The following is a 25,160-nucleotide window of genomic DNA, read 5'->3' on the forward strand; positions in this document are numbered from 1 at the left end:
CGAGTGCGGACGAGCCGCCCCAGCGCCCGGCTCAGCCGAAGAGCGCTGCGGCCTCGTCGTAGCGGTAGCGCGGCACCGTGTTCAACTCGCCCAGAGCATCCGCGAACGGAACCCGCACGATGTCGGTGCCCTGCATGGCGACCATCTGGCCCCACGCGCCGTCGACGATCGCGTCGGCGGCGTGCAGCCCCAGGCGCGTCGCCAGGACGCGGTCGAACGCAGACGGCGAACCACCGCGCTGAATGTGTCCGAGGATCGTCGCACGCGTCTCGATCCCGGTGATGCGCTCGATCTCGGGGGCCAGCTGGTCGCCGATCCCACCGAGTCGCGGACGGTTGAAGGCATCGAGGCCCTTGTCGCTGAACGCCTCGTCCATGCCCTTGAGCTTGAAGCCCTCCGACACGACGACCAGCGGTGCGCGTCCGCGGTCATGCGCGCTCGTCACCAGCTCGGCGATCTCGTCGATCGACATCGGAACCTCGGGGATGCAGATGACGTGCGCCCCGGCCGCCATGCCGGCGTGCAGCGCGATCCAGCCCACGTGCCGGCCCATGACCTCGGCCACCATGCAGCGCTGGTGGGAGTCGCCGGTTGTGCGCAGGCGGTCCATGGCGTCGGTCGCGATGTTGAGTGCGGTGTCGAACCCGAACGAGTAGTCGGTCGCCTGCAGGTCGTTGTCGATGGTCTTCGGCACGCCGATGACCTTGATGCCGTCCTTCGCGAGGCGGTCGGCGGCCGCGAGCGTGCCCTCGCCGCCGATCGCGATGATGCCGTCGATCTTGTGCCCGTACAGCGTCTTGGCGATGTTCTCCGCGCCGCCGCGCTCGCCCTCGTAGGGGTTGGTGCGGCTGGTGCCGAGGATCGTTCCGCCGACCTTGGACAGGCCCTTCACCTCGTGGCGGGTGAGGGGCATGAAGTCGCCCTCGACGACGCCGCGCCATCCGTCTCGGATGCCGACGAACTCGAGATCGTAGGCGGTCGTGCCCTTGAGCACGATGCCGCGGATGACCGCGTTGAGGCCGGGGCAGTCGCCGCCTGATGTGAGGATGCCGATCTTCATGCTGCTGCCTTCACTCGTTCGGGTGGGAGGGGGACGAGGCGACGCTGCCTGCGATCGACACTAGTGCCGATCACGCCTCCGGCGCCATTCGAGGCGGCGAAAACCAGGGTTCTTGCGAGCGGTGGAGCACAATCTCGACGATCTTCGTGCATCCACGACTCAGAGCGCCGTGGATGCACGAAAGAAACGTCGATCTTGACGCTTTACTCTCCGCCCAGCGCCTGTCGCAGCAGGTGCATCAGGGCCGCGAGCTGCACGGATTCGCTCGCCGTCTCGGCGACAGCCTCGCCGTCCAGCGCACGGGCCGCAAGCCCCTGCTTCTGGTCGATGAGCTCCGCGATCTTCGTATCGATCGTGTGCGCCGCGATGATGCGCCAGGCGGTGACCGGTTCGTCCTGCCCGATGCGGTGCACCCGGTCGATCGCCTGCGTCTGCTCGGCCGCGGTCCAGCTGAGCTCGGCGAGCACCACGTTGGATGCCGCCTGCAGGTTGAGGCCGACACCGGCGGCGGTGAGCGAGCAGACGGCGATGCCGACGCCCTCGTCGCCGTTGAAGTCGTCGATGGCCTGCTGACGCGCCGGAGTGGTCTGGTCGCCGCGGATCGAGACGTAGCGGATACCGGATGCCGCGAAGTGCGCCTCCGCCTGATCCATCACGTCGATGTGCTTCGCGAAGAAGACCACCTTGCCCACCGAGCGCTGCAGCTGCGCCGCGTAGTCCGCCGCGAGCTGCGCCTTGGCCTGACCGATCCTGCGCACCATCGTGAAGACGTTGTCTCCCCCGGTGCCCGCGGCCTTGGACTCCTCGAGCTCGCCGGTCGCCACCAGCCGGACGATGTCCTCATCGATCTCGCCCTGCGCCGATCGCAGCGAACGCTGGTCGCCACGGTCGCCGCGCGATTCGATGATCCGGCGGTACTTCGCCGCCAGCCGCTCGCCGAGCTCCCGCTCCGCCTGGCGGATGCCGCGCCCGTACTCGTCGTCCAACTGCACCGGGAGGTCAGCGATGAGCTTGTCCGGCAGGTCGGCGGCGACGTCCTTCTTCTTGCGTCGCACGATTCCCATCGAGATCACGGCGTCGCGGGCCTCGGCGTAGAACGCCTTGTCAGCCGGGGTGAGTCCGGTCGCGTCGAGCTTCTCCATCAGCTCGGACCCCGGCTTGTCCCCCGTCGTCCAGCCCAGGAAGCGCCAGATCGCGTCGAAGTCCTCGACGTCGTTGATGAGCGGCGTACCGGTCAGCGCCAGCATGAGCGGATTCCCGCCCGGAGTCTGCGCGCGCACGCGCGACGCCAGAGCCAGGACGTTCTGCGATCGCTGCGAGGAGAGGTTCTTGATGAAGTGCGCCTCATCGACCACCATGCCGCGCAGCCCGATCGAGCCGAGCCAGGACAGATGCCGATCGAGGATCTCGTAGTTCACGATGAAGACATCGGCGAACGCATCGATGTCCGCTCCGTCGCCCTGGATGACCGTGGCCCGGCGCTGCGGCGTCCACCGCTCCACCTCTCGGGCCCAGTTCATCTTCACGACGTTCGGCACGACCACGAGCAGGGGATAGGCACCGGCCACGGATGCCGCGAGCACCGACTGAGCCGTCTTGCCGAGGCCAGGCTCATCCGCGAGCAGGAAGCTGCGGTGCCCTGCCTTGACCGCCTCGAGGAAGCGCGACTGATGCACCATGACCTCGAGCCCCTTCGGGGACACGTGGTCGAACTCGGGCGTCGGCGGCAGATCCATCGTGGCGGACGCACCACCCGCACCGGTTTCGAAGGCCTTGTAGAGCGGCCCCATCAGCTCCCAGCCGTCCAGGCGACGACGCGGGTTCGACGTCTGGCGCGGCGTCAGATCCGGGGCGAGGAACGGATTCGCGAGCTGACGCGCCTCGACCGAGGGCGGCGTCACCTGGCGCTCCGCGACCGCGGCCGACACCACCGGCGCCGGAGCGACCGGCGCGATGTCGGTGATGATGAGCTCCTCCGGCGCGAGTTCGGCGCCCGATTCGAGCAGCCAGTCCCGCCGCATCCGCTTCGCCACCGGGCTCGTCGCCGAATCCACCTCGAGCAGCTGGATCAGCGACGTATCGCGTGCCGCCGTCTTGGCGAGAATCGTCGCGACGCCGTCCAGGCGCTTGAGCAGCTCCGCGCGCGCGGCGTCGGCGATCTCGGCATCCGACTTCACCCTGGCGCGCTCCTCGCGCACCAAGAAGGCGATGACCTGGAACTTGACCCGATTGGTCGGGCCGAGCTTTCCGCGTTGCGCCTTCGCCTCCACTTCGCGCACCTTGCGCGCGAGGATCGGAATCAGCGGGGCCTCGTCGTCTCGACGGGACGTCTTCCTGCGCCGCGTGGCGGCGGTTGCCGTAGTCGGCATGCTCCTCCTGAGCGTGAATCGCCGGAGTGCCGCAGACGACCTCCGAGCCGTTCTCGATGTCCGCGTGTGGCGCCAGCCAGGACCGTGCGGACGGGGTGATACCCGACTCCTCGTCGTTCGTCACATCGAACGCTCTGTGGAGTCTGGGGCCATTTTACGCCATGGTCGGCTCGGTCGGCACCGCAGCGGTCCACCCGGCGCGGCGCACTGCCGTCGGCGCGGTCGCCACGGCGATCCTCAGGGCTGATCGGCGAGCAGTTCGCGCGCGGCATCCACATCCGCGCCGATCTGCACCTTGAGCTTCTCGATGCCCTCGAACGCGACCATGCCGCGCAGCCGGTGCGTGAACTGCACGGTCACGTGGTGCCCGTACAGGTCCAGCCCGGTCTCGTCGAGGACGTGCGCCTCGACCTGGCGGCGGGCCACGTCGTCGAACGTCGGGTTGGTCCCGACCGAGACGGCGGCCGGATGCCGGATACCGGTGTCGTGGTCGATCAGCCACCCGGCGTAGATGCCGTCCGCGGGGACGAGCGCGTCGACGACGTCGGACAGGTTGGCCGTCGGGAAACCGAGCTCGCGTCCTCGCTTGAGACCGTGCACCACCTCACCGCGCACGTCGGGAACACGCCCGAGGAGCGCTGCGGCCTGATCGACATCGCCGTCGGCCAGCAGTTCCCTGATCCAGCTGGACGAGACGCGGCGGTCCGATCCGGGCAGGTAGACGTCGTCCACGACGTCGACCGTGAAGCCGTACTCGGGCCCGAGTTCGCGCAGCAGGTCGGGCGTGCCCGCACCGCCACGACCGAACCGGAAGTCGCGGCCGACCAGCACCGTCTCGACCTTCAGCGCCTCGACCAGGATCAGCCGGACGAAGTCGACCGCGTCGACCCCAGCCAGTTCTTCGTCGAAGCGGAGAACGAGCGCGGCATCGAGCTCGAGGTCGCCGAGCAGTTCGAGCTTGCGCTCGGTGCTCACGACGCTGTCCGGGCAGAGCTCCGGCCGCAGCACCGCGAGCGGGTTGCGGTCGAACGTCACCGCGACCGAGCGTGCACCGGCGGCCGCCGCATCCTCCCGCAGACGATCGATGACGGCACGGTGTCCGGTGTGAACTCCGTCGAACTTGCCTATCGCGACGACGGACGGCCCGAATTCAGCGGGCACCTCCGCTGGGTCCCGGAAGATGATCATGCGCCGACCTCGGACGGGCGATGTGCGCGCAGCCACCAGAGCCCGAACACCGGCAGGACGAGCGGGATGAACAGGTAGCCTCTGCCGTACAGCGACCAGACCGTCTCGTGCTGGAAGAGTTCGGGATAGACCAGGCTCAGCGTCCCCACGACCAGCACACCGGCGAGTTCGAACACGATCGCGACCCACGCGACCGTGTACCAGCCGCGACGGTTCGAGAGCACGAGCGCCAGCGTCGCGAGGATGTAGACGACAGCGGCGAGGGCGGACAGCGAATAGCTCAGCGGCGCCTCGTCGAAGCGCTGCACGATCTGGACGAAACTGCGACCGGTCGCGGCCAGCGCCATGACGGCGTAGACGATCACGAGGACACGGCCGATGCCGGTCATCCTGGTGGGGGTGGCGGTGGTGCTCATAGCGCCTTCCAGTTTAGGCGCGCGCGTCACGCGACCTGCACGGTCCAGATGACCTGCATGCGCCACGCCATGATCGCAACGGCCAGAGCGACCACGCCGAGGATGACGGTGCTCCACCGGCTGCGCTCCATGAGCGCCCAGAGCACCCCGCCGACCGGCAGCAGGACCGCGGCCACCAGATACACCCAGAACTCCAGCAGATCCCCCGTCGGCGGGTTGCCGGCGAACGGCGCGACGATCGCGATCACGACCTGCACGATCAGCAGCAGTTCGACCAGCGCCAGACTGCCGACAGTGAAGTCGCTCGGGCGTCGGGCCAGAAGGCCCGCGCCGACGCAGAACAGCCCGGCGGCGACGGCCACGACGATCTGCAGGATCGTGAACCACAGGATCATCGTGCCTCCTCCGGCATGTTCATCGCGCTCTTGACATCCGCCCCGCGCCGCTCGACGATGCCGACGAGCGCGCCGTCAGGATCGATGGCCGCGGCAGGGAAGGCATCCACTCTGGTGGCCTGTCCGGCGAGCCGCTTGCCGTGCCGCAGGTCGCGCGCCTCGTCGGCGGTGACGTCGAGGCGTGCGAGCACGAGCGCGGCGGCCTCAGCGGGGGCGAGCGTCGCCGCTCCGACCAGGTCGTCCGTCGTGACGGCCTCGGCGACGTCGAACGGACCGATCCGTGTCCGCCGCAGGGCCGTCAGATGCCCGCCGACGGCGAGTCCGGCTCCCAGGTCGCGTGCCAATGCTCTGATGTACGTGCCCGACGAGCAGTCCACCACGACGTCCAGGTCGATGACGCCGGCGTCGTCGCGCCGCTCGAGTACGGCGAATCGCGAGACCGTGACCTCGCGCGCCTTGAGCTCGACGGTCTCCCCCGCTCGGACGCGGTCGTACGCGCGGCGGCCGTCGACCTTGATCGCCGATACGGCGCTCGGCACCTGCGAGATGGCTCCGGTGAGAGCCGCGACACCCTCGGCGATGCGCTCGTCCGAGACCGCGGCGATGGCCGCGGCATCCGACGTCTCGATGATCTCGCCCTCGGCGTCATCCGTGGTGGTCGCCTGCCCGAGGCGGATGGTCGCGGTGTACGTCTTGTCCGCACCCACGATGTAGGTGAGCAGCCGGGTCGCGCCCTCGATCCCGATGACGAGCAGACCGGTCGCCATCGGATCGAGCGTGCCGGCGTGACCGACCTTGCGCGTGCCGAAGGCCCGCCGCGTGCGCGCGACGACGTCATGACTGGTGATGCCGCCCGGCTTGTCTACGAGCAGGATGCCGGGAGAGACCATTCCCCCAGCTTAAGCCGTGTCTCAGCCGCAGACTTCGTACGACGGCTCGTCACGCGTGGTGACGGTGACGGCCCAGGCCCGATCCGCGCCGGTGAGGAACTGGAAGAAGATCTGTCCGTCGGCGTCCGAAGGCACGCGGATCCACTCTCCGTCGATGCTCGCCGTGCCCTCCTCGGCATCCGGATAGGCGGCGAGGATCTCATCCCTCGTCGCACCGATGCCCAGGCTCTCCGCCGTCTCCGGCCCCACGGGCCCTGTGACCGAGTCCGCCATCGCGGATGCCGAGACCTCGGAGATCGGCTCGCTCTGATCTTCCGCACCGCGGACGAAGCGGATGCTGAAGGACGCGTCTGCGGCGTTCCAGAACGCCGCCCATGAGCACGCGGCGCCATCGCTCGTCCACGTGGTGGGCAGCTCCGCCAGCGTGGCGTCGAAGTCCCCGCCGATCAGGATCGGCCCGATGCCCTCGGCTCCCACGATCCAGGTCGAAGGATCTTCGAGATCCGGGTCGTCGGCACCGGGAGCGCTCGGGTCCGGCGACGCGCTCGGGTCCGGCGCCGCGCTCGCGCTGGGCGCGGGTTCGGATGACGTCGGCGACTGCTCAGGGCCGTTCGCCGGCGTGGCGCATGCCGAGAGCAGGAGCGTCGCGCTCAGCAGCATGACGGCAGCGGTGCGGATTCTCATGTCGATCTCCCAGCCCTCCCCCGCGAACGAGCTGGTTGATCCGTCTAGGCTAACCAGGTGCCTGCGCCATCGACACCCCTGCCCGACCTCGTGGAGGTCTCGGACTGGTATCGGTCGGACGCCCGCGACCTGCCATGGCGGCGGCCGGAGTTCCATCGCCGATACGCCGCCTGGGGCACGCTCGTGAGCGAGTTCATGCTGCAGCAGACCCCTGTCGCCCGCGTCATCCCGCATCTGGACGCCTGGTTGCAGCGCTGGCCGACGCCGCCGGCGATGGCGGCGGCAACGCCGGCCGAGGTCGTGACCCAGTGGGCGAACCTCGGATATCCGCGCCGCGCGCTCTGGCTGCACGGTGCGGCGATCGCCGTCACCGAGCGGCACGGCGGTGTCGTTCCGCGCGACGTCGACCTGCTGCTCGCACTGCCCGGCATCGGCGATTACACGGCGAGGGCGGTCGCCGTGTTCGCGTACGGCGACCGCCATCCGGTCGTCGACACGAACACCCGTCGCGTACTCGCCCGCGTCGTGGACGGCACGGCGCAGCCGGGTCCACCCGGCCGACGCGACCTCGAGACGATGCAGGGCCTGCTGCCGGTTCAGGATGCCGAATCAGCGCTCTTCAACGCCGCCGTGATGGAGCTCGGCGCCGTGGTGTGCACGGCGCGCGCTCCGAAGTGCGAGCAATGCCCCATCCGGACCAGCTGCCGCTGGTTCGCCCTGGGGCGTCCGGTCGGCGAGGACACCCGACGCCGGCAGGCGAGATACGAGGGCTCCGATCGTCAGGCGAGAGGTGCCGTCCTGCGGATGCTGCGTCAGGCGCAGTCCGCCGGAGTGCCGCTGGATACGGTGATCCCGGATTGGCCGGACAGCGCACAGCGCGACCGAGCGATCGACTCGCTGATCGCCGACGGCCTCGCGGAAGTCGACGGCGGCCTGCTGACGCTGCCCGCCTGACGACTCAGATGTGCTGATCGGTGCGATGCGCCAGCACGGTGAGCTCGACGCGGCTGCGCACGTCCAGCTTCACGAAGACCCGACCGAGGTGCACCTCGATCGTTCGGACCGAGAGCCCGAGGTCATCGGCGATCTCGCGGTTGGGGGCGCCGTCGACGACCATCATCGCGACCTGGAGCTCGCGCTCGGTCAGCAGCGGTGCCCACGCCGCCCGGCACGCCTCCAGCGGGTCGGACGCCGCGACAGGGATCGGCACGGTGTCGAGGCCGGCGAGGCGCTCGATCTGCTCGCCGAGCCTGCCCAGCCGGCGCGCGATGCTGTCTCGCCACGCGTCAGCCCCGGCATCCTCGAACAGGCTCCGCGCGGAGTGCAGGTGCCGCCGACCGGCGGCGCGATCACCGCGGATCACGCACGTGGTGCCGAGGAGTGCCTCGACACGGCCGCGCTCGAACGGGGACCGCACCGCACGCGCGCGCTCCGCGATGTCCGGGTACTCGCGCTGCCACGCCCCGTGCGCGGCGGTGCGGATCCGCCGGTACAGCTCCAGCGCGAGCACGCGGTCGGGCGGTTCGACAGCATCCGCTTCGGCGACGTCGCCGATCTCCTCGAGCCCGGAGACAGCGAGCACCGGGCTCGGCCGCCCACGGTCGTGCCACAGCTGCAGCTGCGCGCCGGCATCCTGAACCGACCCGGCGAGATAGGCGCCCAGCGCGCGGTCCACGAGCAGGTCCGGTCGGATGCCGGCGGGCAGCGCCTCGGTAAGGCTTCTCGCCGCAGAACCGACCACGCCCTGCACCGCCACGTCGAGGCGGCGCGCCAGGACGACTCCGAGGCCAGCGAACGGCATCCCGATCGGAAAGCGGACCATCGCCTCGTGCAGGCGAGCGCGCGCTGTCGCGATGTCGCCGCGCCACAGCCGCAGGAGCACCTCGGTCACGCACCGGTATGCGGATGCGAGCGGAGTCCGCTCGAACCCCTCCAGGAAGGGATCGGGTTCGCCCGCGATTCCGGCCTCGTGCCGTGCCAGCACCTCGAGGGCTTCGTCGATCTCACCGCCGAGCGCCAGGCGCACGGCGGCGACGATCCCGTACGACAGCGTCTCCTGCTCGAGCGGCGCATCCGAATCATCGCCGCTGAGAAGCCAGCACAGCGCCACGGCAGGACCGCGGATCGTGCCGTCTGCGCCGGCGCGGGCATCCGCATCGCGCACCTCGGCCAGCCACATCCGCATCGCGCCGTCAGCGCCGCGTTCGGCCGACAGCATGGCCGCCATCCCTACGGCGCGGGCCCAGCCGGACCAGAGTGCCGCGTCGTCATCGTCGTCCGGACGATGCGCGGACGGGTCGGCGATCGGCACGGCGCCGCGAAGCGTCGTCTCGGCGATCACGAGAGGCGCGAGTGCGCGTGCCCTCTGCTCGGCCGAGCCGTGCGGAAACAGGCTTCCGAGCCACGCCACGGCGTCGGCCATGAGCCCGGCGCACAGTGCCGCGTTCCCGGCGACCTGTCGCGCTTCGTCCGCATCGGCACCCTCCGCGTGGTCGAAGACCTCGACGGCGACATGGAATGCGGCCAGCGACTGGCCATCATCAGCCAGCCGACGCGCGGTGGGCAGGAGCAGCGGCACGACGTCCGGCATCCGCGCCGTCGCGCCGCGTGCGGCATGCCAGGCGGCTCGTTCGGCATCGCCTTCGCGCGCGTGCAGCTCCCCCAGCTCGCTGTGCGCCCAGGTGCTCTCCGCCGGCGAGATGGTGCCCTCGATCCACTCCGCCAGTGCGGGGTCGCGCATCGACACGTGCGCGGCGTCGACGATCAGGTGCTCCCCCAGCGCTCCGCCGGACAGATCGGCAGCGGAGAGCCCAGTGATCGTGAGCAGCACGTCGACCCTATCGGTCGTCGCGAGTGCGACGACGACGAGCGCTGCGCGCTCAGCATCCGACAGCGCGATGCCGTCCTCGAAGCCGACGGCCGCCGCCGACACCGGCAGCGGGACAGGAAGAGCGCGCAGCCCATGACGCTGGCTCTCGCTGAGCGTCTGCACGGTCGACAGGACGACGTCCCGCGCCGTGCCGATCCTGGCGTGAACGCGGGCCAGGACGTGCGGGGCGATCGAGATGCCCTCGACGCGGAGATCGTGCACCCCGTCCAGGACGCTGCGGGGATCCGGAGCGCTCAGCGGGCGCGATTCAGCCGCCCTTCGCGCCTCCGAGTCGCCCATGACCCCGCTCTCCCGATACCGCTGAGAGCGGTCCCGAACGACGCCAGGCTAACAAACGCAGGCACGTCGCGCGCGGAGCGCGCCGGTCAGGAAGTCAGTCCTCTTCGTCCTCGGTGCGGTACGGGTCCGCGTCGCCGGCGTGCTTCGACGTCGCCGCGAGCTTGGCGACCTCCGCATCGCGCTCGTGCGCCTCGCGCAGCAGCGCCGAGATGTGGTCTGCGTTCTCCGGCAGCGCGTCGGGGATGAACTCGAGCGTCGGCACGAGGCGGGTGCTCAGCTGACGGCCCACCTCTGTACGAAGCATCCCCGTGGCCGACGTCAGTGCCGCGGCGCTGGAGACGCGCTCCTCCTCGGTGCCGAGCACCGTGTAGAACACGCTCGCGTGCTGGAGGTCACCAGACACCCGGACGTCGGTGATGGTGACGTAACCAAGGCGCGGGTCGCGCAGGCCCTTGTCGAGTCGCTCAGCCAGGATCACACGAATGCGATCCGCCAGACGCGCCTGTCGTTCTCCAGCCATTTCCTACTCCCTCGTTGAGACTCATCGGGCGGGGATGCACTCGCATCCCCGCCCGACGATCAGACTCGATCAGCCGCGAGGCTTCTCGACGAGCTCGATGGTCTCGATCTCGTCGCCGACCTGGATATCGTTGTACTTGCCGAGGCCGATACCGGCTTCGAAGTCCGTGCGGACCTCGGTGACGTCGTCCTTGAAGCGGCGCAGCGACTCGATGGCCAGGCCATCGGCGAGCACGACGCCGTCGCGGATGACGCGCGCCTTGGCGTTGCGCGTGATCGTACCGGAGCGGACGATGACACCGGCGATGTTGCCGACCTTCGAGGAGCGGAACACCTCGCGGATCTCGGCCACACCGGACTGGACCTCTTCGTACTCCGGCTTGAGCATGCCCTTGAGCGAGCTCTCGATCTCGTCGATCGCGTTGTAGATGACGGAGTAGAAGCGGATGTCCACGCCCTCGCGCTGAGCACGCTCGCGCGCCTTCGTGTCCGGGCGGACGTTGAAGCCCACGATGATCGCATTGTCGATCGTCGCCAGGTTCACGTCGGACTCGGTGATCGCACCCACACCGCGGTGGATGATGCGCAACTGCACCGAATCGTCGACCTCGATCTTGAGGAGCGACTCCTCCAGCGCCTCGACGGCACCGGACACGTCACCCTTGATGATGAGGTTGAGCGACTCGACCTTGCCCTCCTCGAGTGCACGGGTGAAGTCCTCGAGCGAGATGCGCTTGCGGGCCTTGGCCAGCTGGGCGTTGCGCTCGACGGCTTCGCGCTTCTCAGCGATCTGACGCGCCATGCGGTCCTCTTCGGTGACGATGAAGACGTCACCGGCGCGGGGCACGGAGTTCAGACCCTGAACCTGCACGGGGCGCGACGGGTAGGCCTCGAGAACAGCCTCGCCGTTCTCGTCCGCCATCGCACGCACGCGGCCGTACGCCGTCCCTGCGACGATCGCGTCACCGATCCGGAGCGTTCCGGACTGGATGAGCACGGTCGCGACGGAACCGCGGCCCTTGTCGAGCTTCGCCTCGATGGCGACACCACGGGCGGCCTTGTTCGGGTTCGCCGTGAGGTCGAGGCCGGCATCCGCCGTCAGCAGGACCGCGTCCAGGAGCTCCTGGATGCCGGTGCCGGCACGAGCAGAGACGTCGACGAACATGACGTCTCCGCCGTACTCCTCGGCGACCAGACCGTACTCGGTGAGCTGCTGGCGGACCTTGGCAGGGTTGGCCTCCGGCTTGTCGACCTTGTTCACCGCGACCACGATCGGCACGTTCGCCGCCTGAGCGTGGTTCAGTGCCTCGACCGTCTGCGGCATGATGCCGTCGTCGGCCGCGACCACGAGGATCGCGAGGTCGGTCACCTGCGCACCACGGGCACGCATGGCGGTGAACGCCTCGTGACCCGGAGTGTCGATGAAGGTGATCGCGCGCTCGATCTCCTCGTGCTCGGTCCAGACCTGGTAGGCACCGATGTGCTGGGTGATGCCGCCGGCTTCGCCCTCGATGACGTTGGTCTTGCGGATCGCGTCGAGAAGCCGGGTCTTACCGTGATCGACGTGACCCATGACGGTGACCACGGGGGGACGGATCTCGAGATCCGAGTCGTCCTCCTCGGCCAGCTCGGCCTCGAGGTCGAGACCGAAGCCCTCGAGGAGCTCCTTGTCCTCGTCCTCGGGCGAGACCATCTGGATCTTGTAACCGAGCTCCTCCCCGAGGACCTCGAAGGTCGCTTCGTCCAGGGACTCGGTGGCCGTGGCCATCTCACCCAGGTTGAAGAGGATCGTCACGAGCGTTCCGGGCTGCACGGTGTAGCCGCGCAGCGCCTCGAGCTTGTCCGCGAAGTCGGCGATCGATGCACCGCGACGCAGGCGGATGATCTCGCCGTTGCCCTTCGAGACGTTGACGCCGCCGACGACCGGCGCCGACCGCATCTCGAATTCCTGCCTCTTCGCCCGCCGCGACTTGCGCTGCTTGCTCTTGCCGCCTCCCTTTCCGAAGGCGCCTGCCGTACCGCCGCCGGGGCCGCGACCGCGACCGCCGCCACCGCCAGGGCGACCGGCGAACCCGCCGGCCGGACGCTGGAAGCCACCGGCACCGGCACCGGCACCGCCCGGGCGACCGGGACCGCCGGGGCGCTGCTGGAACGGAGCGCCGCCGGGACGACCGCCCTGACCACCGCGCGGAGCGCCGGGACGGGGGGAACCGGGACGAGGTGCGCCCGGACGCGGAGCGCCGGGACGGGGAGCCTGCGGCCGCGGGATGTTACCCGGGGTCGGGCGCTGGCCCATGCCCTGCGCCGAAGCGAAGGGGTTGTTGCCAGGACGGGGTCCTGCCGGGCGCTGGCCCATGCCCTGCGCCGACGAGAAGGGGTTGTTGCCTGGACGAGGAGCACCGGGCTTGGGTGCGCCCTTGTCCGCCGATTTCGGAGCGGCGGGGGCAGCAGGTGCTGCGGCCGACGGGGTCGCGGCAGCCGGCTTTGCCGGAGCCTGGGGCTCCGGGGTCGCGGCCTCTGGCGCCTTGGGCTCAGGGGCGGGCTTCGGACCGGGCTTGGGTCCGGGGGTCGGCGCCGCAGCGCCGGGCTTGGGGGCGGGCGCAGCCTTGGGCTTCGCAGGCGCCGCCGCGGCCGCGGGCTTCGCGGCTCCGTCGGCCTCGATCGCCGCGCGCAGCTTGCGCGCCACCGGCGGTTCGATGGTCGATGACGGGCTCTTCACGAACTCGCCGAGCTCCTTGAGCTTCGCGAGTGCGACCTTGCTGTCGACGCCGAGTTCGGCGGCGATCTCGTGCACACGTGGTTTGGCAGCCACAATTCTCCTGTCTGGGTCGGTCCACCCAGGCAGGGCAGACCACTAGTCGCGGACGGGTCTCATTTCGAGCCGTTCACTTTGTTTCCATAGCCGTTCAGCCGTTTCTCGATGGTCTGCGTGTCCAGCGGAGCTGTGACACGGAGTGCTCGTGCGAAGGCCCGGCGCCGCAGCGCCTTGTCCAGGCACTCGGGTTCCGGATGCACCCACGCACCTCGCCCCGGCAGAACCGCGCGTTCATCGAGGATGAGAGCGCCGTCCTGGGCGACCACCCTGAGGAGGTCTGACCGGGAGGCACGTGCGCGGCAACCGACACACGTTCGTACAGGATCCATCTTACACCTCAGAGCCGAGGCCCGAGCGACGCCGGCCGGCGGTCGCTCGCAGCATCATTCGTCGAGGATGCTATCCGGCTGGATGTCGATCTTGGCGCCGGTGAGCTTCGCGGCCAGACGGGCGTTCTGGCCCTCCTTGCCGATCGCGAGCGAGAGCTGGTAGTCGGGAACCAGCGCCCGGACGGCCTTCGTGTTGGCGTCGAGCACGAAGGCGCTCGTGACCTTCGCCGGCGACAGCGCCTGAGCGACGAACGTGGCGAGGTCCGGGTTGTGATCGACGATGTCGATCTTCTCTCCCGACAGCTCCTCGGTCACGGCGCGGACGCGGCGTCCGAGCTCGCCGATGCACGCGCCCTTGGCGTTGATCGCCGGGTCCTTCGCGGTGACGGCGATCTTGGTGCGGTGGCCGGCTTCGCGGGCCAGCGAGACGATCTCCACGAGACCCGCCGCGATCTCGGGAACCTCGAGCGCGAACAGCTTGCGGACGAGACCGGGGTGCGTGCGCGACACGGTGATCTGCGGCCCCTTCAGGCCCTTGGCCACGCTGGTGACGTAGACGCGGAGCCGCTTGCCGTGGGTGTACTCCTCACCGGGAACCTGCTCCTCGGGCGGGAGGATGGCCTCGACGGAGCCGAGGTCGACGTGGATCATCCGCGGGTTCGGACCCTGCTGGATGACACCGGCGACGATGTCGCCCTCCTTGCCACGGAATTCCCCCAGCACGGCGTCGTCGGCGATGTCGCGCAACCGCTGGCTGATGACCTGCTTGGCGGCGAAGGCGCCGATGCGACCGAAGTCGTCCGGAGTCGCGTCCTCTTCGCCGATGATCGCGCCGTCCTCATCCGTGACGGGCTGGAGCACGGCGACGTGACCGGTCTTGCGGTCGAGCTCGACGCGGACGCCAGTGGGTACCGCTCCGTCCTCGGAGACGTGCTTGCCGTATGCGGTCAGCACTGCCTGCTCGATGATGGCGACGAGTTCGTCGAACGGAATCGCCTTCTCCTTCTCGATCCCGCGCAGCAGTCCGAGTTCGATATCCATGGCGGCCTCCCTGTATTCAGCTCTCATCCGCGGGCATCCCGCGGGCATCGGACCAGGATACCGGACGCGGCGGCTTTCGACCGCGTCGGGTCCGACGCGACGACGCCCTCCCGGCTCCGGTTCAGGAGCGGGAGGGCATCGTCGGCGACGACTCAGGCCCGGTGCACCTGGACCACGGACGGGCGCGGCGCGGTGGAGACATCGCCGGGGGCCGTGGAACCGTAATCCGGGAACAGCGACCGAGGCGCCTCGAAGGTGCCGTCCTCACCCGGGTGCTGCACGGCCACGAAGACCAGTCCGTCCTTGTCGTGGATGACGGGACCGCAGGTCTCGGCATCCCGAGGTACGGAGAGGAACTGCTGGACGTGGCCGCGCTCCTTGCCGCGCAGCGGCACCTTGAACAGGCCGTCGCCGTAGCCGATCGTGCCGGGCTGGCCGTCGGTGGAGATCCACAGCTCGCCCTCCGAGTCGAACGCGAGGTTGTCGGGGCAGGAGATCGGCGAGACCTTGTCCTTGGGGAACCCGGCGAAATAAGCGTTCCCGAACGTGCTCGGGTCGCCGCACAGCAGCAGGATGCTCCAGCCGAACTTCGTCCCCGACTGCCCGGCCGTCTCGGTGATCTCGAGCACGTGCCCGTAGCGGTTGCCTGCGACGGGGTTGATCTCGTCGACCGCCGTGCGGTTGGAGTTGTTCGTCAGCGCGACGTACACCTTTCCGGTCACCGGGCTGGGCTCGACATCCTCAGGACGATCCATCTTGGTCGCGCCGACCGCGTCGGCCGCGAGCCGGGTGTAGACGAGGACCTCTTCCGTGCTGAACCCTGGGACGACGCTCTTGCCGCCACGGGTCAGCGGGATCCACTGACCGCTCCCGTCGAACGCGCCGTCCGACGGGAGCGCACCGGTCCCGGTGATCTCGGCGGCCGGGGAGTCACCGGAGAACTTCGCGACATACAGGTCGCCCTCGCTGAGCAGACGGAGGTTCTTCTTGCGCGACCCGGAGACGCGGTTCTTGGAGACGAACTTGTACAGGTAGTCGTTGCGCTCGTCGTCGCCCATGTACGCCACCGCGCGCCCGTCCTCGGCGATGCGGATGTTGGCGCCCTCATGCTTGAAGCGCCCCATCGCGGTGTGCTTCAGCGGGGTGGAGGTGGGATCCTGCGGGTCGATCTCGACGATGTAGCCGAAGCGGTTCGGCTCGTTGACGTACTCGGGGTCGTGCGCGTTGAAGCGCGGGTCGTACGTCTCCCAGCCGGTCGACGTCGACGTGGTGCTCGAACCGCTGTACCGCTTCTGCTGCGGGGTGTCGGCCGCCCAGGCGAAGTACCCGTTGAAGTTCTCCTCACCGGAGAGGATCGTCCCCCACGGCGTCGTTCCGCCTGCGCAGTTGCCGAGCGTGCCGTGGACCCAGCGGCCCTCCGGGTCCGCAGCGGTCTTGACGAGGTCGCTCCCTGCGGCCGGACCGGTCAGTTCGAAGACGGTCTCGACCGTGATGCGACGGTTGCGACGTCCGTCGACGACGTAGCTCCACGGCTGGCCGGTGCGACGGCGGCGGATGTCGACGACCGACAGCCCCTGCGCCGCCTTGTAGATCTCACCGCGACGCTGGAGCTCAGCGGCATCCGCGGTCGAGGGGAACATGATGTTCGGGTTGACGTACTCGTGGTTGTTCACCAGGACGCCGGTCTTGCCGCTCTTGTCGGCGATGATGTCGAGGTAGTCGCTGTTGTAGCCGAACTGCCCGGCCTGCGCCTCGGGTGTCTGCGCGTCGATGTCGAACGCGGGCGTCCGGGAGAAGAGCGGGTCTCCCCAGCGAATCAGCGGGTCCCACGTGTACCCGGTCGGCACGGTGAACGCGTCGACGTCGGCGGGGACCGGCGCGATCGCGTCGAAGAGAAGGCTGCCGCGTGCCGGTCGCCCGAACGACGCGCCGGAGCCCGCGAGCCCTGCAGCCTGCGGCGACGAGGTCGGCGTCCCGCGTCCCGCTCCGACGACCACCGCGACGGCGGCTGCTGCGCCGAGTCCGAGGACGGCACGGCGGGAGAACACCGTCGATGCGATCGAGCGGAAGTCCTCGTTCGACGACGTGTTGCACTCCGGCCCGAGGCAGGCGTTCGCGCACTTCAGCTCGCACGTCATCGCCGAGCGCTTCCCGCTCACATGGGGTGCCATCGGCAGAGAGCGGCGGGGGATGTCAGTCAGGCTCATCATCGGTCCTTCGTCGTCGGGTGCTGGTGCCCCGGCTACGTTGCTCCCACCGGATGACCACCGGATGAACGACCGCTGAACCGCGCGTTTACTCAGCCGGCAGAGGCGAGGGCGTTGAGCGCGTCGATCAGCCGGTACAGACCGCCGACCTCGCGCTGTCTGAGCCGCAGGGCGATGCGCGGCAGCTCGATCCGGTCGTGATCGCTCACCTCGATCGGCAGCGGGTCGATGCGCTCGATCCGCCCGGACGCGATGAGCGCGGCGAACTCGGAATCGAGCGCGTCCACCTCGGCATCCGTCGGCTCGTGCTTCAGCCGCAGGATCAGCAGGTCGTCGACCCAGCGCAGCGAGTCGTAGTTCCGCCAGAAGCCGGTGATCCGGGCGACCGCCTGCTCGGCGGAGTCCGTGACGAGCACCCGATCGAAGTCGTTCGGCGAGATGACACCGGCAGGGATCAGCTGGTCGATGACGAAGCGTTCGAGCCCCCGCCAGAACGTGCCGCCCGGAGCATCCAGGAGCACGATCGGCGTCGGCTCTGCCTTTCCGGTCTGCTGCAGCGTCAGCAGTTCGAACATCTCGTCCATGGTTCCGAAGCCGCCGGGCAGGCAGATGAATCCGCTGGATTCCTTCACCAGCATGAGTTTGCGCGTGAAGAAGTACTTCATCTCCACGGAGTGCGCGTCGTGCGCGACGACCGCGTTCGGCTTCTCCTCGAACGGCAGCCGGATCGAGACGCCGAGCGCCATCTTCTGCCCTGCACCCTCGGCGGCGGCCTGCATGATGCCCGGTCCGGCGCCGGTCACGACCATCCAGCCGCGCCTGGCGAGTTCCGCCGCGACATCCCGCGCCGAACGATAGAGCGGATCCTCCTGCTGCGTGCGCGCCGAACCGAAGACGGTCACCTTGGGCACTCCGGCGTACGGAGCGAACAGCTGGAAGGCGTCGCGCATCTCGCTGAGCGCCGACGAGGCGATCTTGAGATCCAGACGCTGGGTGCGGTCCTGTCCGAGCTGGATGCCGGAGAGCAGTATGCGAGTGATCAGCGTGCGGTTGCCGGTGACCCCGGTCTCATCCAGAAGGGCATCGATGCGGCTGCGCAGCTCGTCCATGGCTCTACTCTTGCACGTCAGGAGCGCTCACCCTCGAGGGTGAGCGCTCGCACTCGCACGGGCGTCGTGGTCCACAATGGTTGCCGTCGCGGAGCGAATGCCGCGTCAGCTGAGGGAGCGTTCCATGGGTGAGATCATCGACAGGATCCGAGCCAGGCGCAGGGCGCGTGCCGAGCTGAAGAATCCGGCGTACGAGATCTTCATCGGCATCCTGTCGCTGCTGTCGATCCTGAACCTCGTCTTCGTGTACGCGTTACAGGGCGACACCGCGATGCAGGTCGTACTGACCGTCATGAACGGCCTGTTCAGCGTGATCTTCCTGATCGACTTCATCTTCCGGATGGTCACGTCCGAGGCCAGGTGGCGCTACTTCTTCCGAGGGTTCGGCTGGGCCGATCTGCTGGCCAGCCTTCCGCTCCCGCAGCTCAAGGTGCTGCGCGTCTTCCGGCTCCTCCGCGTGCTGCGGCTCATGCGCGACCTGGGTCCGAAGCAGATCTGGTCGACGCTCGTCAAGGACCGCGCCAACAGCACCCTCATGACACTGCTGCTGCTGGGCATCCTCGTGCTGCAGTTCGGGAGCCTCTCGGTGCTGGCGATCGAGGAGGACGCCGAGGGGGCGAACATCACGTCGGCCTCCGACGCGCTCTGGTACACGATCGTCACCATCTCGACCGTCGGCTACGGCGACCAGTATCCGGTCACCGATGCGGGGCGTGTGCTCGGCGTGCTCATCATCATCGTCGGCGTCGGCATCTTCGGCACGTTCACCGGTTACCTGGCGAATCTGTTCCTCGGGCCGTCGGATGCCGCCGATGACCGCAGCGAGGTCGGCAGCCTCTCGGACGGCGATGCAGCGGCTGCACCGGCCGGTCCGTCCGTCCTCGACACCGCAGCGGGAATGGCCGCCGGTGCGGCGTCCGGCGCCGTCGCCGTCGGCGCTTCCCTGTCCGATGCCGTCGCAGATCGTGCGGATCAGGATGCCGTCGCGGATCGACCGGATCCGGATGCCGGAGCGCACGCCGAGCGACTAGCTGTGCTGCTGGCGCAGTCGGAGATGATCACCGCCGAGATCAGGCGACTGATCGACGACGGCGCGGCCGGAGCCGAAGCGCGGTAACCGCGCTCAGGCGGTGAGGCGAGCGATCGCCTCGTCGACCGAGAGCGCGTCCCGCTCCCCCGTCCGGCGATCCCAGAGCTCGACCTGACCGTCTGCAGCCCCACGACCGACGACGAGCACGCGCGGGATGCCGACGAGCTCGGCGTCGCCGAACTTCACGCCGGGCGACACCTTCTGACGGTCGTCGTAGAGCACGTCGAGACGGGCGTCCTCCAGGCGCTCGGCGACCTGCTCCGCGACGTCGAACGCGACCTGGTCGCGCCCGGCGGCGACGACGTGCACGTCGAACGGCGCGACGGATTCGGGCCAGATGAGGCCCTTCTCGTCGTTGTTCAGTTCGGCGATGATCGCGAGGATGCGGGTGATGCCGACGCCATACGAGCCCATCGTGACGGTGACCAGCTTGCCGTTCTCGTCCAGGACCTTGAGGCCGAGCGTCTCGGCGAAGAACCGGCCGAGCTGGAAGATGTGGCCGATCTCCATGCCGCGAGCGAGCTCGACAGGACCAGAACCATCCGGGGCGGGGTCGCCCGCGCGGACATCGGCGATCTCGACGACGCCGTCGGCGAAGAAGTCGCGTCCAGCGACCACGTCGTGGGCGTGCTTCTGGTCGATGTTCGCGCCCGTGATCCAGCGGGTTCCCTCGCTGACACGGGGGTCGACGAGATAGCGGATCCCGGTGGCCGACTCCTCGCCCAATACGGCACCGGTCGGCGACCACGGGCCGATGTAGCCCTTGACGAGCAGCGGGTTGCGCTCGAAGTCGTCCGGCGTCGCGGTCGTGACCTCCGCAGGAGCGAACGCCACCTCGGCGCGCTTCTCGTCGACCTCGCGGTCGCCGGGGATGCCGACGACGACGAGTTCACGGGAGCCGTCGGCATGGGTTAGCGCGAGGACGACGTTCTTCAGCGTATCCGCGGCGGTGTACTCGCCCTCGAGCACCGCGTTCGAGTGCGCGACGAGCGTCTCGATGGTGGGGGTGTCCGGAGAATCGAAGACCGTGGCCTCGCCGATCCCCTCGAACGGCACCGGCTCGGGGATCGCCGTCGTGAACGCCTCGACGTTCGCGGCATAGCCGCCGGCCGACCGGACGAAGGTGTCCTCGCCCACGGGCGTCGGGTGCAGGAACTCCTCACTGCGCGCGCCGCCCATCAGTCCGTTGTCCGCGTTGACGATGACGTACTCGAGGCCGAGGCGCTGGAAGATGCGCTCATACGCATCCCGCTGCTTCTGGTAGCTGACCTCGAGCCCGGCATCCGACGAGTCGAACGAGTACGCGTCCTTCATCGTGAACTCGCGGCCGCGCAGGAGACCGGCACGGGGGCGCGCCTCGTCGCGGTACTTGTCCTGGATCTGGTAGATCGTCAGCGGCAGGTCCTTGTACGAGGAGTACAGGTCCTTCACGAGGAGCGTGAACATCTCCTCGTGCGTCGGCGCGAGCAGGTAGTCGCTGCCCTTGCGGTCCTGCAGCCGGAAGATGTTGTCGCCGTAGGACTCCCAGCGACCGGAGGCCTCGTACGGGTCACGCGGCAGCAGCGCGGGGAAGTGCACTTCGTGCGCGCCGGATGCGGCCATCTCGCCGCGGACGATGGCTTCGATCCTGGCCTTGACCTTGAGTCCCAGTGGCAGCCAGGTGAAGATGCCCGGCGCCGCACGCCGGATGTAGCCGGCGCGGACCAGCAGCCGATGGCTGGTGACTTCGGCGTCGGAGGGGTCTTCGCGGAGCGTGCGGAGAAAGAAGTTCGAGAGACGAGTGACCACGCGTCAAGTCTAGGGCGCGCGGCCACTCGCCCGATCCGATCAGTTCAGCGCGCGGGTGCTCGCCGGGATCGCGCCGTCGGCGTAGAGGCTCGATGCGAGGTCCTGCAGCGCGGTCAGGGCGACGCGCTGGGTCATCGGACCGTACGAGATCCGCGCGACGCCGAGTGCCTCGTACTCCGCGGCGGTGAGGGCGCCGGGGAGTCCGATGACGCTGACGCGGTTCTCTCCGATGCCGTCCACGAGCTGCCTGGTGACCTCGGCATCCAGGATGCCGGGGACGAACACGGTCGTCGCACCGGCGTCGAGGAACGCACGGCCGCGCTCGATCGCGTCGGCGAGGCTCTCCTGCGCGGGGCGATCGCCGCCGCGGACGAAGGCGTCGGTGCGGGCGTTGAGGACGAACGGCACGCCTTCGGCTTCGCCGGCCTTCACGATAGCCGCGACGTTCGCGACCGACTCGGCGAGCGGCTTCAGGCGGTCCTCGACGTTCGCGCCGACGGCTCCGGCCGCGATTGCGAGACGCGTGGTCTCGCCGGCCTCTCCGTATCCATCGTCCAGGTCGGCGGAGACGGGCAGGTCGACCGCCGCCGTGATGCGGGACACCATGTCGAGCATGAGTTCGCGCGGGATGGTGCCGTCGGCGAAGCCGAAGGTCGCGGCGATCGAGTGCCCGGCCGTGGCGAGGGCCTTGGTCTCGGGAAGAGCGGCGACGGTCTGGGCGGACACGGCGTCCCAGACGTTCACGACGCGGAGGATCTCCGGCGCGCGGTGCAGATCGATCAGGGTCTGAGCTTTCTCGGCAAGGGTCATGTTCACACGCTAATCCCCCTCGGCGTCCGTGTCGCTGGATAGTCTCGATTCATGCCTCAGCGTCGCGCCCATGTCGCCCCGTCCGCTGCCCAGGGCGAGTTGGCCCGAGCCCTGGCAGAGCTGCGGGCGTCGCTGGATGCACCGGTGGACTTCTCCGCGGAGGCGCTCGCCGAGGCATCCGCCGTCGCACCGACGCCGCCCGAACTGGACCTGCGGGACGTGCCGTTCGCGACCCTCGATCCGCCGGGGTCGAAGGATCTGGATCAGGCGTTCCACCTCGCCCGCGTCGGCACCGGATTCGAGGTGCGGTACGCGATCGCCGACGTGCCGTCGTTCGTCACGGCGGGTGGGGCGCTGGATGCCGCGGCCCGCGAGCGCGGCCAGACGCTGTATGCGGCCGACGGTTCGATCCCGTTGCATCCGCGCGCGCTGAGCGAGGATCGGGCATCACTGCTGCCTGATGTCGAGCGTCCGGCGCTGGTGTGGACGTTCGCTCTGGCAGCGGACGGCGTCACCACGGACTTCCGGCTGGAGCGGGCGCTGATCCGCTCGCGCGCGCAGCTCGAGTACGGCGCCCTGCAGCGCGCTCTGGATGCCGGCGAGGAGACCCCGGCGACTCTGCTGCGCGAGATCGGCGAGCGTCGAGTCGAGCAGGAGCGCGTGCGCGGAGGTGCGAGCCTCAACCTGCCGGACGAAGAGGTCGTGCGCGCCGACGACGGCACGTATCGGATCGTGCGGCGCAGCCCGCTGCCGGTCGAGGAGTGGAACGCCCAGCTCTCTCTGATGACCGGCATGGCCGCGGCATCCCTCATGCTGGACGCGAAGGTGGGCGTCCTGCGGACCATGCCGGAGCCGGACGAGAAGTCCTTCGCGGCGTTCCGCAGGCAGACCGAGGCACTCGGGCGGCCCTGGACGACGGGGACGTACGGCGAGTACCTGCGCGGCCTGGACCGCACCGACCCGCTGACGCTGCCGGTACTCGAGGCGGCCGCGATGCTGTTCCGCGGAGCCAGTTACGTCGTGTTCGACGGCGACGCGCCAGCGGATGCCGAGCAGGCCGCCATCGCGGCTCCGTACGCGCATGCGACCGCTCCCCTGCGCCGGCTCGTGGATCGCTGGTCGCTCGCGATCTGTCTGGCTGTCGCGTCAGGGCAGGAGGTCCCGGCGTGGGCGCGCGAGTCGCTGCCGGAACTACCGGGGCTCATGCAGGCGTCCTCCCAGCGGGCATCGCGGCTGAACGCCGCAACGATCAACTGCGTCGAGGCGGCGCTGATGACGCCGTTCGTCGGTGCGCGGATCGAGTCGAGCGTGATCGAGGTGCGCGACGGTGGCCGCGCGACGATTCAGATCGCGGATCCGGCAGTGACGGCATCCGCGCCTGCGCCCGACGGCGTCGCCCCTGGCGACGTCGTGTCTCTGCGGGTCGTGCGGGCAGACATCGCGAAGGGCGAGGTGGAGTTCGCCCTCTGAGCACGTGGACGCGCGGGATCACCAGCGCTGCCCCCGGCCCACCTCGGCGCGATGCGCGCGTACGCGCGCTCCGTGACCGCGACGACATCGGTGGCCCGGTTCCGGTCGTCGGATTCGTCGCCCTGCAGGCGGCAGAACGGACACGAATAGTCGGCCGGCGCGTGCGAGACGGGCGGCATCGCTCAGTCCTCGCCGAGGAGGGTCGCGATCATCCGATGTCCCTGCGCTTCGAAGTCCTCGTCGCCCACTTGATGAGCCCACGCCGCGGTGCCGACCGCCTCGACGATGCGCAGCGCACGCCAGTGGTCGTCGGCGCCGGAGCGCGGATCGCGGCCGTAGCCCTCGAAGAACGCCGTCTCGCATTCCGGGGCGAGACGCCATTGCTGGGCGTCGAGCCGCACGAGATCGGATGCCCGACTGCGGAATGCGAAGCGACCGAAGTCGATCACGCGCACGTCGCCCTGATCGATCAGCCAGTTCCGCGGCTGCCAGTCGCCGTGCGTGGGCACCAGCTCGACGGCGCCGAGGTCGAAGCCTTCGAGCAGGGCTTCGACTCGCACGACCGTCTCCGCCGCGATCCGGTGCCCGGATGCGAGTGCCCGTTGCACCCGTTCGACAAGACGCTCATCCCCGACCCGCGACTCCTGGTCGTGGAACACCCGCAGCAGTTCGCCGGCACGACGGTGCACGCGAGGGTCGACCGCCGCGGGAGTCCGGTCGATGAGGTGTCCCGGCACCCACTCCGCGACGAAGATCCGATTCTCGCGATCAGAGTGCCGGACTCGTGTCGTGATGCCCTCGCGCCCCCAGATGGCCGTCCACCCGTCGTGCGCATCGAGCTCGCGGCCGATGTGATGGTTCGTCGGTCCACCGGCTTTGACCACCAACCGCTCGTCGTCCTGCTCGACCTCGAGCACGTACGCCTCGATCTGGCCCCAGCTGTGATCCGCGAGGATCGTCGCGCCAGGAATCCACTCGTTCAGCCGCGCTCGCTGCGCAGCGCTCAGCCGGTGGTCATCCCTCACCGGGTGAGGACCGCGGTTGCGATCGGGGGTGGAAGAACGCGAAGGCATTCTTCATGCTCCCACGCGCGATGCGGCGCCGAAGACCTCCGGCAGAACCGTGACGAACTCCTCGAAGTGGCTGAACCAGACCGTATGAGCCGCGCCGGGGATCGCGCGCACATCGACGCCCCGAGCGGCGAGTCGACGCGCGTCCTCATCAGGGACGAATCGGCTCGGGTCGGCGCGGACCAGGATCGAACCGGGAGCCGGGACGTGTTCGACATCGGCACCGGACGAGATCGATGCGGCCGTCACCGCATCGAAGCGTTCAGCCGCCCGCGCTTCGACGACGGCATCCGTCTCGCTGTAGAACGGGCGTGTCTCGCGCAGCGATGCGGCATCCATTCTGGACCGCCGATCTCGCACGTAGTGCGCGATGAGTTCATCACGGTCGGCTCCGCCGGCGAATGCGCAGATGGTGTCGACGTACACAGCAGTGTCGATCGGCAGCCGGTCGGCCGCCGCGGCCAGGACGGTACCGCCGTACGAGTGTCCCATTGCGACGAGGCGCCGTCCCGGTGCCAGCATCCCGAGGGTCTCGATCACGGCGTCCGCCGCCGAATCGATCGTCGACGACGGATCGCGCGGCGAGAGACCGTGACCGGGCAGGTCGAGCGCCAGCACACGGGCGCCGCCGTTCGCGAGCGCCTCTGACACGCGCCACCAGCTCTCCGCCGACCCGGACATGCCGTGCAGCAGCACGACCGTCCGCTCACCGGAACCGGACTCGACGGCGTTGAGGCGCAT

General features: G+C 69.3%; 21 protein-coding genes. 3 read left to right on the plus strand and 18 right to left on the minus strand.

Annotated elements, in window-relative coordinates:
• Nucleotides 1-31 precede the first annotated feature (31 nt).
• The 7 genes from ACWAT3_RS14330 to ACWAT3_RS14360 all read right to left on the minus strand — a co-directional run bounded on the left by ACWAT3_RS14330 (nt 32) and on the right by ACWAT3_RS14360 (nt 7,002).
• A complete protein-coding gene (locus tag ACWAT3_RS14330) occupies nt 32-1,060 on the minus strand; it encodes a 6-phosphofructokinase (RefSeq protein WP_460799486.1) in 1,029 nt (342 codons plus the stop codon).
• Between the two features lie 203 nt (nt 1,061-1,263).
• Nucleotides 1,264-3,429: a DEAD/DEAH box helicase gene (locus tag ACWAT3_RS14335; protein ID WP_460799487.1), complete on the minus strand. Its 2,166-nt coding sequence runs from the start codon at nt 3,427-3,429 to the stop codon at nt 1,264-1,266.
• A 237-nt stretch (nt 3,430-3,666) separates the two neighbouring features.
• Nucleotides 3,667-4,617, minus strand: a complete 951-nt coding sequence (locus ACWAT3_RS14340) for a bifunctional riboflavin kinase/FAD synthetase (protein ID WP_460799489.1) — start codon at nt 4,615-4,617, stop codon at nt 3,667-3,669.
• Complete coding sequence (locus tag ACWAT3_RS14345) at nt 4,614-5,006, minus strand: hypothetical protein (RefSeq protein WP_460799749.1); 393 nt, start codon at nt 5,004-5,006, stop codon at nt 4,614-4,616. Before ACWAT3_RS14345 ends, ACWAT3_RS14340 begins: the two co-directional genes overlap by 4 nt.
• A 53-nt stretch (nt 5,007-5,059) precedes the next feature.
• Nucleotides 5,060-5,428, minus strand: coding sequence for a hypothetical protein (locus ACWAT3_RS14350; RefSeq protein WP_460799491.1), 369 nt, complete (start codon nt 5,426-5,428; stop codon nt 5,060-5,062).
• Nucleotides 5,425-6,318 carry a tRNA pseudouridine(55) synthase TruB gene (truB, locus tag ACWAT3_RS14355; RefSeq protein WP_460799492.1) on the minus strand — a complete coding sequence of 298 codons (894 nt, stop codon included), beginning with the start codon at nt 6,316-6,318 and terminating at the stop codon, nt 5,425-5,427. Before truB ends, ACWAT3_RS14350 begins: the two co-directional genes overlap by 4 nt.
• Before the next feature lie 21 nt (nt 6,319-6,339).
• Nucleotides 6,340-7,002 (minus strand): hypothetical protein, encoded by a 663-nt coding sequence (locus tag ACWAT3_RS14360; RefSeq protein ID WP_460799494.1) that lies wholly within the window; start codon nt 7,000-7,002, stop codon nt 6,340-6,342.
• A gap of 78 nt (nt 7,003-7,080) precedes the next feature.
• Between ACWAT3_RS14360 and ACWAT3_RS14365 the strand changes: the two genes are divergently transcribed.
• Nucleotides 7,081-7,956 (plus strand): HhH-GPD family protein, encoded by an 876-nt coding sequence (locus ACWAT3_RS14365; RefSeq protein WP_460799751.1) that lies wholly within the window; start codon nt 7,081-7,083, stop codon nt 7,954-7,956.
• A 4-nt stretch (nt 7,957-7,960) separates the two neighbouring features.
• Here ACWAT3_RS14365 and ACWAT3_RS14370 read toward each other — a convergent pair whose 3' ends face one another.
• The 7 genes from ACWAT3_RS14370 to ACWAT3_RS14400 all read right to left on the minus strand — a co-directional run bounded on the left by ACWAT3_RS14370 (nt 7,961) and on the right by ACWAT3_RS14400 (nt 18,191).
• The gene (locus ACWAT3_RS14370; RefSeq protein ID WP_460799495.1) at nt 7,961-10,171 is read right to left on the minus strand and encodes a helix-turn-helix transcriptional regulator; all 2,211 of its coding nucleotides are present in this window, start codon (nt 10,169-10,171) and stop codon (nt 7,961-7,963) included.
• Nucleotides 10,172-10,265: 94 nt separating this feature from the next.
• On the minus strand, nt 10,266-10,691 hold the full coding sequence (gene rbfA / locus ACWAT3_RS14375) for a 30S ribosome-binding factor RbfA (RefSeq protein ID WP_460799497.1): 426 nt from the start codon (nt 10,689-10,691) through the stop codon (nt 10,266-10,268).
• A 69-nt stretch (nt 10,692-10,760) separates the two neighbouring features.
• Nucleotides 10,761-13,502 (minus strand): translation initiation factor IF-2, encoded by a 2,742-nt coding sequence (gene infB, locus ACWAT3_RS14380; RefSeq protein ID WP_460799499.1) that lies wholly within the window; start codon nt 13,500-13,502, stop codon nt 10,761-10,763.
• 59 nt (nt 13,503-13,561) lie between these two features.
• Nucleotides 13,562-13,834 carry a YlxR family protein gene (locus tag ACWAT3_RS14385; protein WP_460799500.1) on the minus strand — a complete coding sequence of 91 codons (273 nt, stop codon included), beginning with the start codon at nt 13,832-13,834 and terminating at the stop codon, nt 13,562-13,564.
• A 54-nt stretch (nt 13,835-13,888) separates the two neighbouring features.
• Complete coding sequence (gene nusA / locus ACWAT3_RS14390; RefSeq protein WP_460799502.1) at nt 13,889-14,875, minus strand: transcription termination factor NusA; 987 nt, start codon at nt 14,873-14,875, stop codon at nt 13,889-13,891.
• A gap of 152 nt (nt 14,876-15,027) precedes the next feature.
• A complete protein-coding gene (locus tag ACWAT3_RS14395) occupies nt 15,028-17,082 on the minus strand; it encodes a PhoX family protein (protein WP_460799504.1) in 2,055 nt (684 codons plus the stop codon).
• 92 nt (nt 17,083-17,174) lie between these two features.
• Nucleotides 17,175-18,191, minus strand: a complete 1,017-nt coding sequence (locus ACWAT3_RS14400) for an LOG family protein (RefSeq protein ID WP_460799506.1) — start codon at nt 18,189-18,191, stop codon at nt 17,175-17,177.
• 124 nt (nt 18,192-18,315) lie between these two features.
• Between ACWAT3_RS14400 and ACWAT3_RS14405 the strand changes: the two genes are divergently transcribed.
• Nucleotides 18,316-19,308, plus strand: a complete 993-nt coding sequence (locus tag ACWAT3_RS14405) for a potassium channel family protein (protein WP_460799507.1) — start codon at nt 18,316-18,318, stop codon at nt 19,306-19,308.
• A 6-nt stretch (nt 19,309-19,314) separates the two neighbouring features.
• Here ACWAT3_RS14405 and ACWAT3_RS14410 read toward each other — a convergent pair whose 3' ends face one another.
• Together ACWAT3_RS14410 and ACWAT3_RS14415 are read right to left on the minus strand one after the other, a co-directional pair.
• A complete protein-coding gene (locus ACWAT3_RS14410; RefSeq protein WP_460799508.1) occupies nt 19,315-21,069 on the minus strand; it encodes a proline--tRNA ligase in 1,755 nt (584 codons plus the stop codon).
• Between the two features lie 39 nt (nt 21,070-21,108).
• On the minus strand, nt 21,109-21,879 hold the full coding sequence (locus ACWAT3_RS14415; protein WP_460799510.1) for an isocitrate lyase/PEP mutase family protein: 771 nt from the start codon (nt 21,877-21,879) through the stop codon (nt 21,109-21,111).
• A gap of 51 nt (nt 21,880-21,930) precedes the next feature.
• Between ACWAT3_RS14415 and ACWAT3_RS14420 the strand changes: the two genes are divergently transcribed.
• Nucleotides 21,931-23,349 carry an RNB domain-containing ribonuclease gene (locus ACWAT3_RS14420; RefSeq protein ID WP_460799512.1) on the plus strand — a complete coding sequence of 473 codons (1,419 nt, stop codon included), beginning with the start codon at nt 21,931-21,933 and terminating at the stop codon, nt 23,347-23,349.
• A 182-nt stretch (nt 23,350-23,531) separates the two neighbouring features.
• Here ACWAT3_RS14420 and ACWAT3_RS14425 read toward each other — a convergent pair whose 3' ends face one another.
• Nucleotides 23,532-24,422 (minus strand): phosphotransferase, encoded by an 891-nt coding sequence (locus ACWAT3_RS14425; RefSeq protein ID WP_460799513.1) that lies wholly within the window; start codon nt 24,420-24,422, stop codon nt 23,532-23,534.
• Between the two features lie 3 nt (nt 24,423-24,425).
• A complete protein-coding gene (locus tag ACWAT3_RS14430) occupies nt 24,426-25,160 on the minus strand; it encodes an alpha/beta fold hydrolase (protein WP_460799514.1) in 735 nt (244 codons plus the stop codon).

This window comes from Microbacterium sp. GXF0217, from assembly GCF_054798195.1.

Bases quoted from the DNA above. Each gene is read 5' to 3' on its own strand.
- ACWAT3_RS14330 (WP_460799486.1), bottom strand. From the start codon at position 1,060: ATGAAGATCGGCATCCTCACATCAGGCGGCGACTGCCCCGGCCTCAAC.
- ACWAT3_RS14335 (WP_460799487.1), bottom strand. From the start codon at position 3,429: ATGCCGACTACGGCAACCGCCGCCACGCGGCGCAGGAAGACGTCCCGT.
- ACWAT3_RS14340 (WP_460799489.1), bottom strand. From the start codon at position 4,617: ATGATCATCTTCCGGGACCCAGCGGAGGTGCCCGCTGAATTCGGGCCG.
- ACWAT3_RS14345 (WP_460799749.1), bottom strand. From the start codon at position 5,006: ATGACCGGCATCGGCCGTGTCCTCGTGATCGTCTACGCCGTCATGGCG.
- ACWAT3_RS14350 (WP_460799491.1), bottom strand. From the start codon at position 5,428: ATGATCCTGTGGTTCACGATCCTGCAGATCGTCGTGGCCGTCGCCGCC.
- truB (WP_460799492.1), bottom strand. From the start codon at position 6,318: ATGGTCTCTCCCGGCATCCTGCTCGTAGACAAGCCGGGCGGCATCACC.
- ACWAT3_RS14360 (WP_460799494.1), bottom strand. From the start codon at position 7,002: ATGAGAATCCGCACCGCTGCCGTCATGCTGCTGAGCGCGACGCTCCTG.
- ACWAT3_RS14370 (WP_460799495.1), bottom strand. From the start codon at position 10,171: ATGGGCGACTCGGAGGCGCGAAGGGCGGCTGAATCGCGCCCGCTGAGC.
- rbfA (WP_460799497.1), bottom strand. From the start codon at position 10,691: ATGGCTGGAGAACGACAGGCGCGTCTGGCGGATCGCATTCGTGTGATC.
- ACWAT3_RS14385 (WP_460799500.1), bottom strand. From the start codon at position 13,834: ATGGATCCTGTACGAACGTGTGTCGGTTGCCGCGCACGTGCCTCCCGG.
- nusA (WP_460799502.1), bottom strand. From the start codon at position 14,875: ATGGATATCGAACTCGGACTGCTGCGCGGGATCGAGAAGGAGAAGGCG.
- ACWAT3_RS14395 (WP_460799504.1), bottom strand. From the start codon at position 17,082: ATGAGCCTGACTGACATCCCCCGCCGCTCTCTGCCGATGGCACCCCAT.
- ACWAT3_RS14400 (WP_460799506.1), bottom strand. From the start codon at position 18,191: ATGGACGAGCTGCGCAGCCGCATCGATGCCCTTCTGGATGAGACCGGG.
- ACWAT3_RS14405 (WP_460799507.1), top strand. From the start codon at position 18,316: ATGGGTGAGATCATCGACAGGATCCGAGCCAGGCGCAGGGCGCGTGCC.
- ACWAT3_RS14415 (WP_460799510.1), bottom strand. From the start codon at position 21,879: ATGACCCTTGCCGAGAAAGCTCAGACCCTGATCGATCTGCACCGCGCG.
- ACWAT3_RS14420 (WP_460799512.1), top strand. From the start codon at position 21,931: ATGCCTCAGCGTCGCGCCCATGTCGCCCCGTCCGCTGCCCAGGGCGAG.
- ACWAT3_RS14425 (WP_460799513.1), bottom strand. From the start codon at position 24,422: ATGCCTTCGCGTTCTTCCACCCCCGATCGCAACCGCGGTCCTCACCCG.
- ACWAT3_RS14430 (WP_460799514.1), bottom strand. From the start codon at position 25,160: ATGCGCCTCAACGCCGTCGAGTCCGGTTCCGGTGAGCGGACGGTCGTG.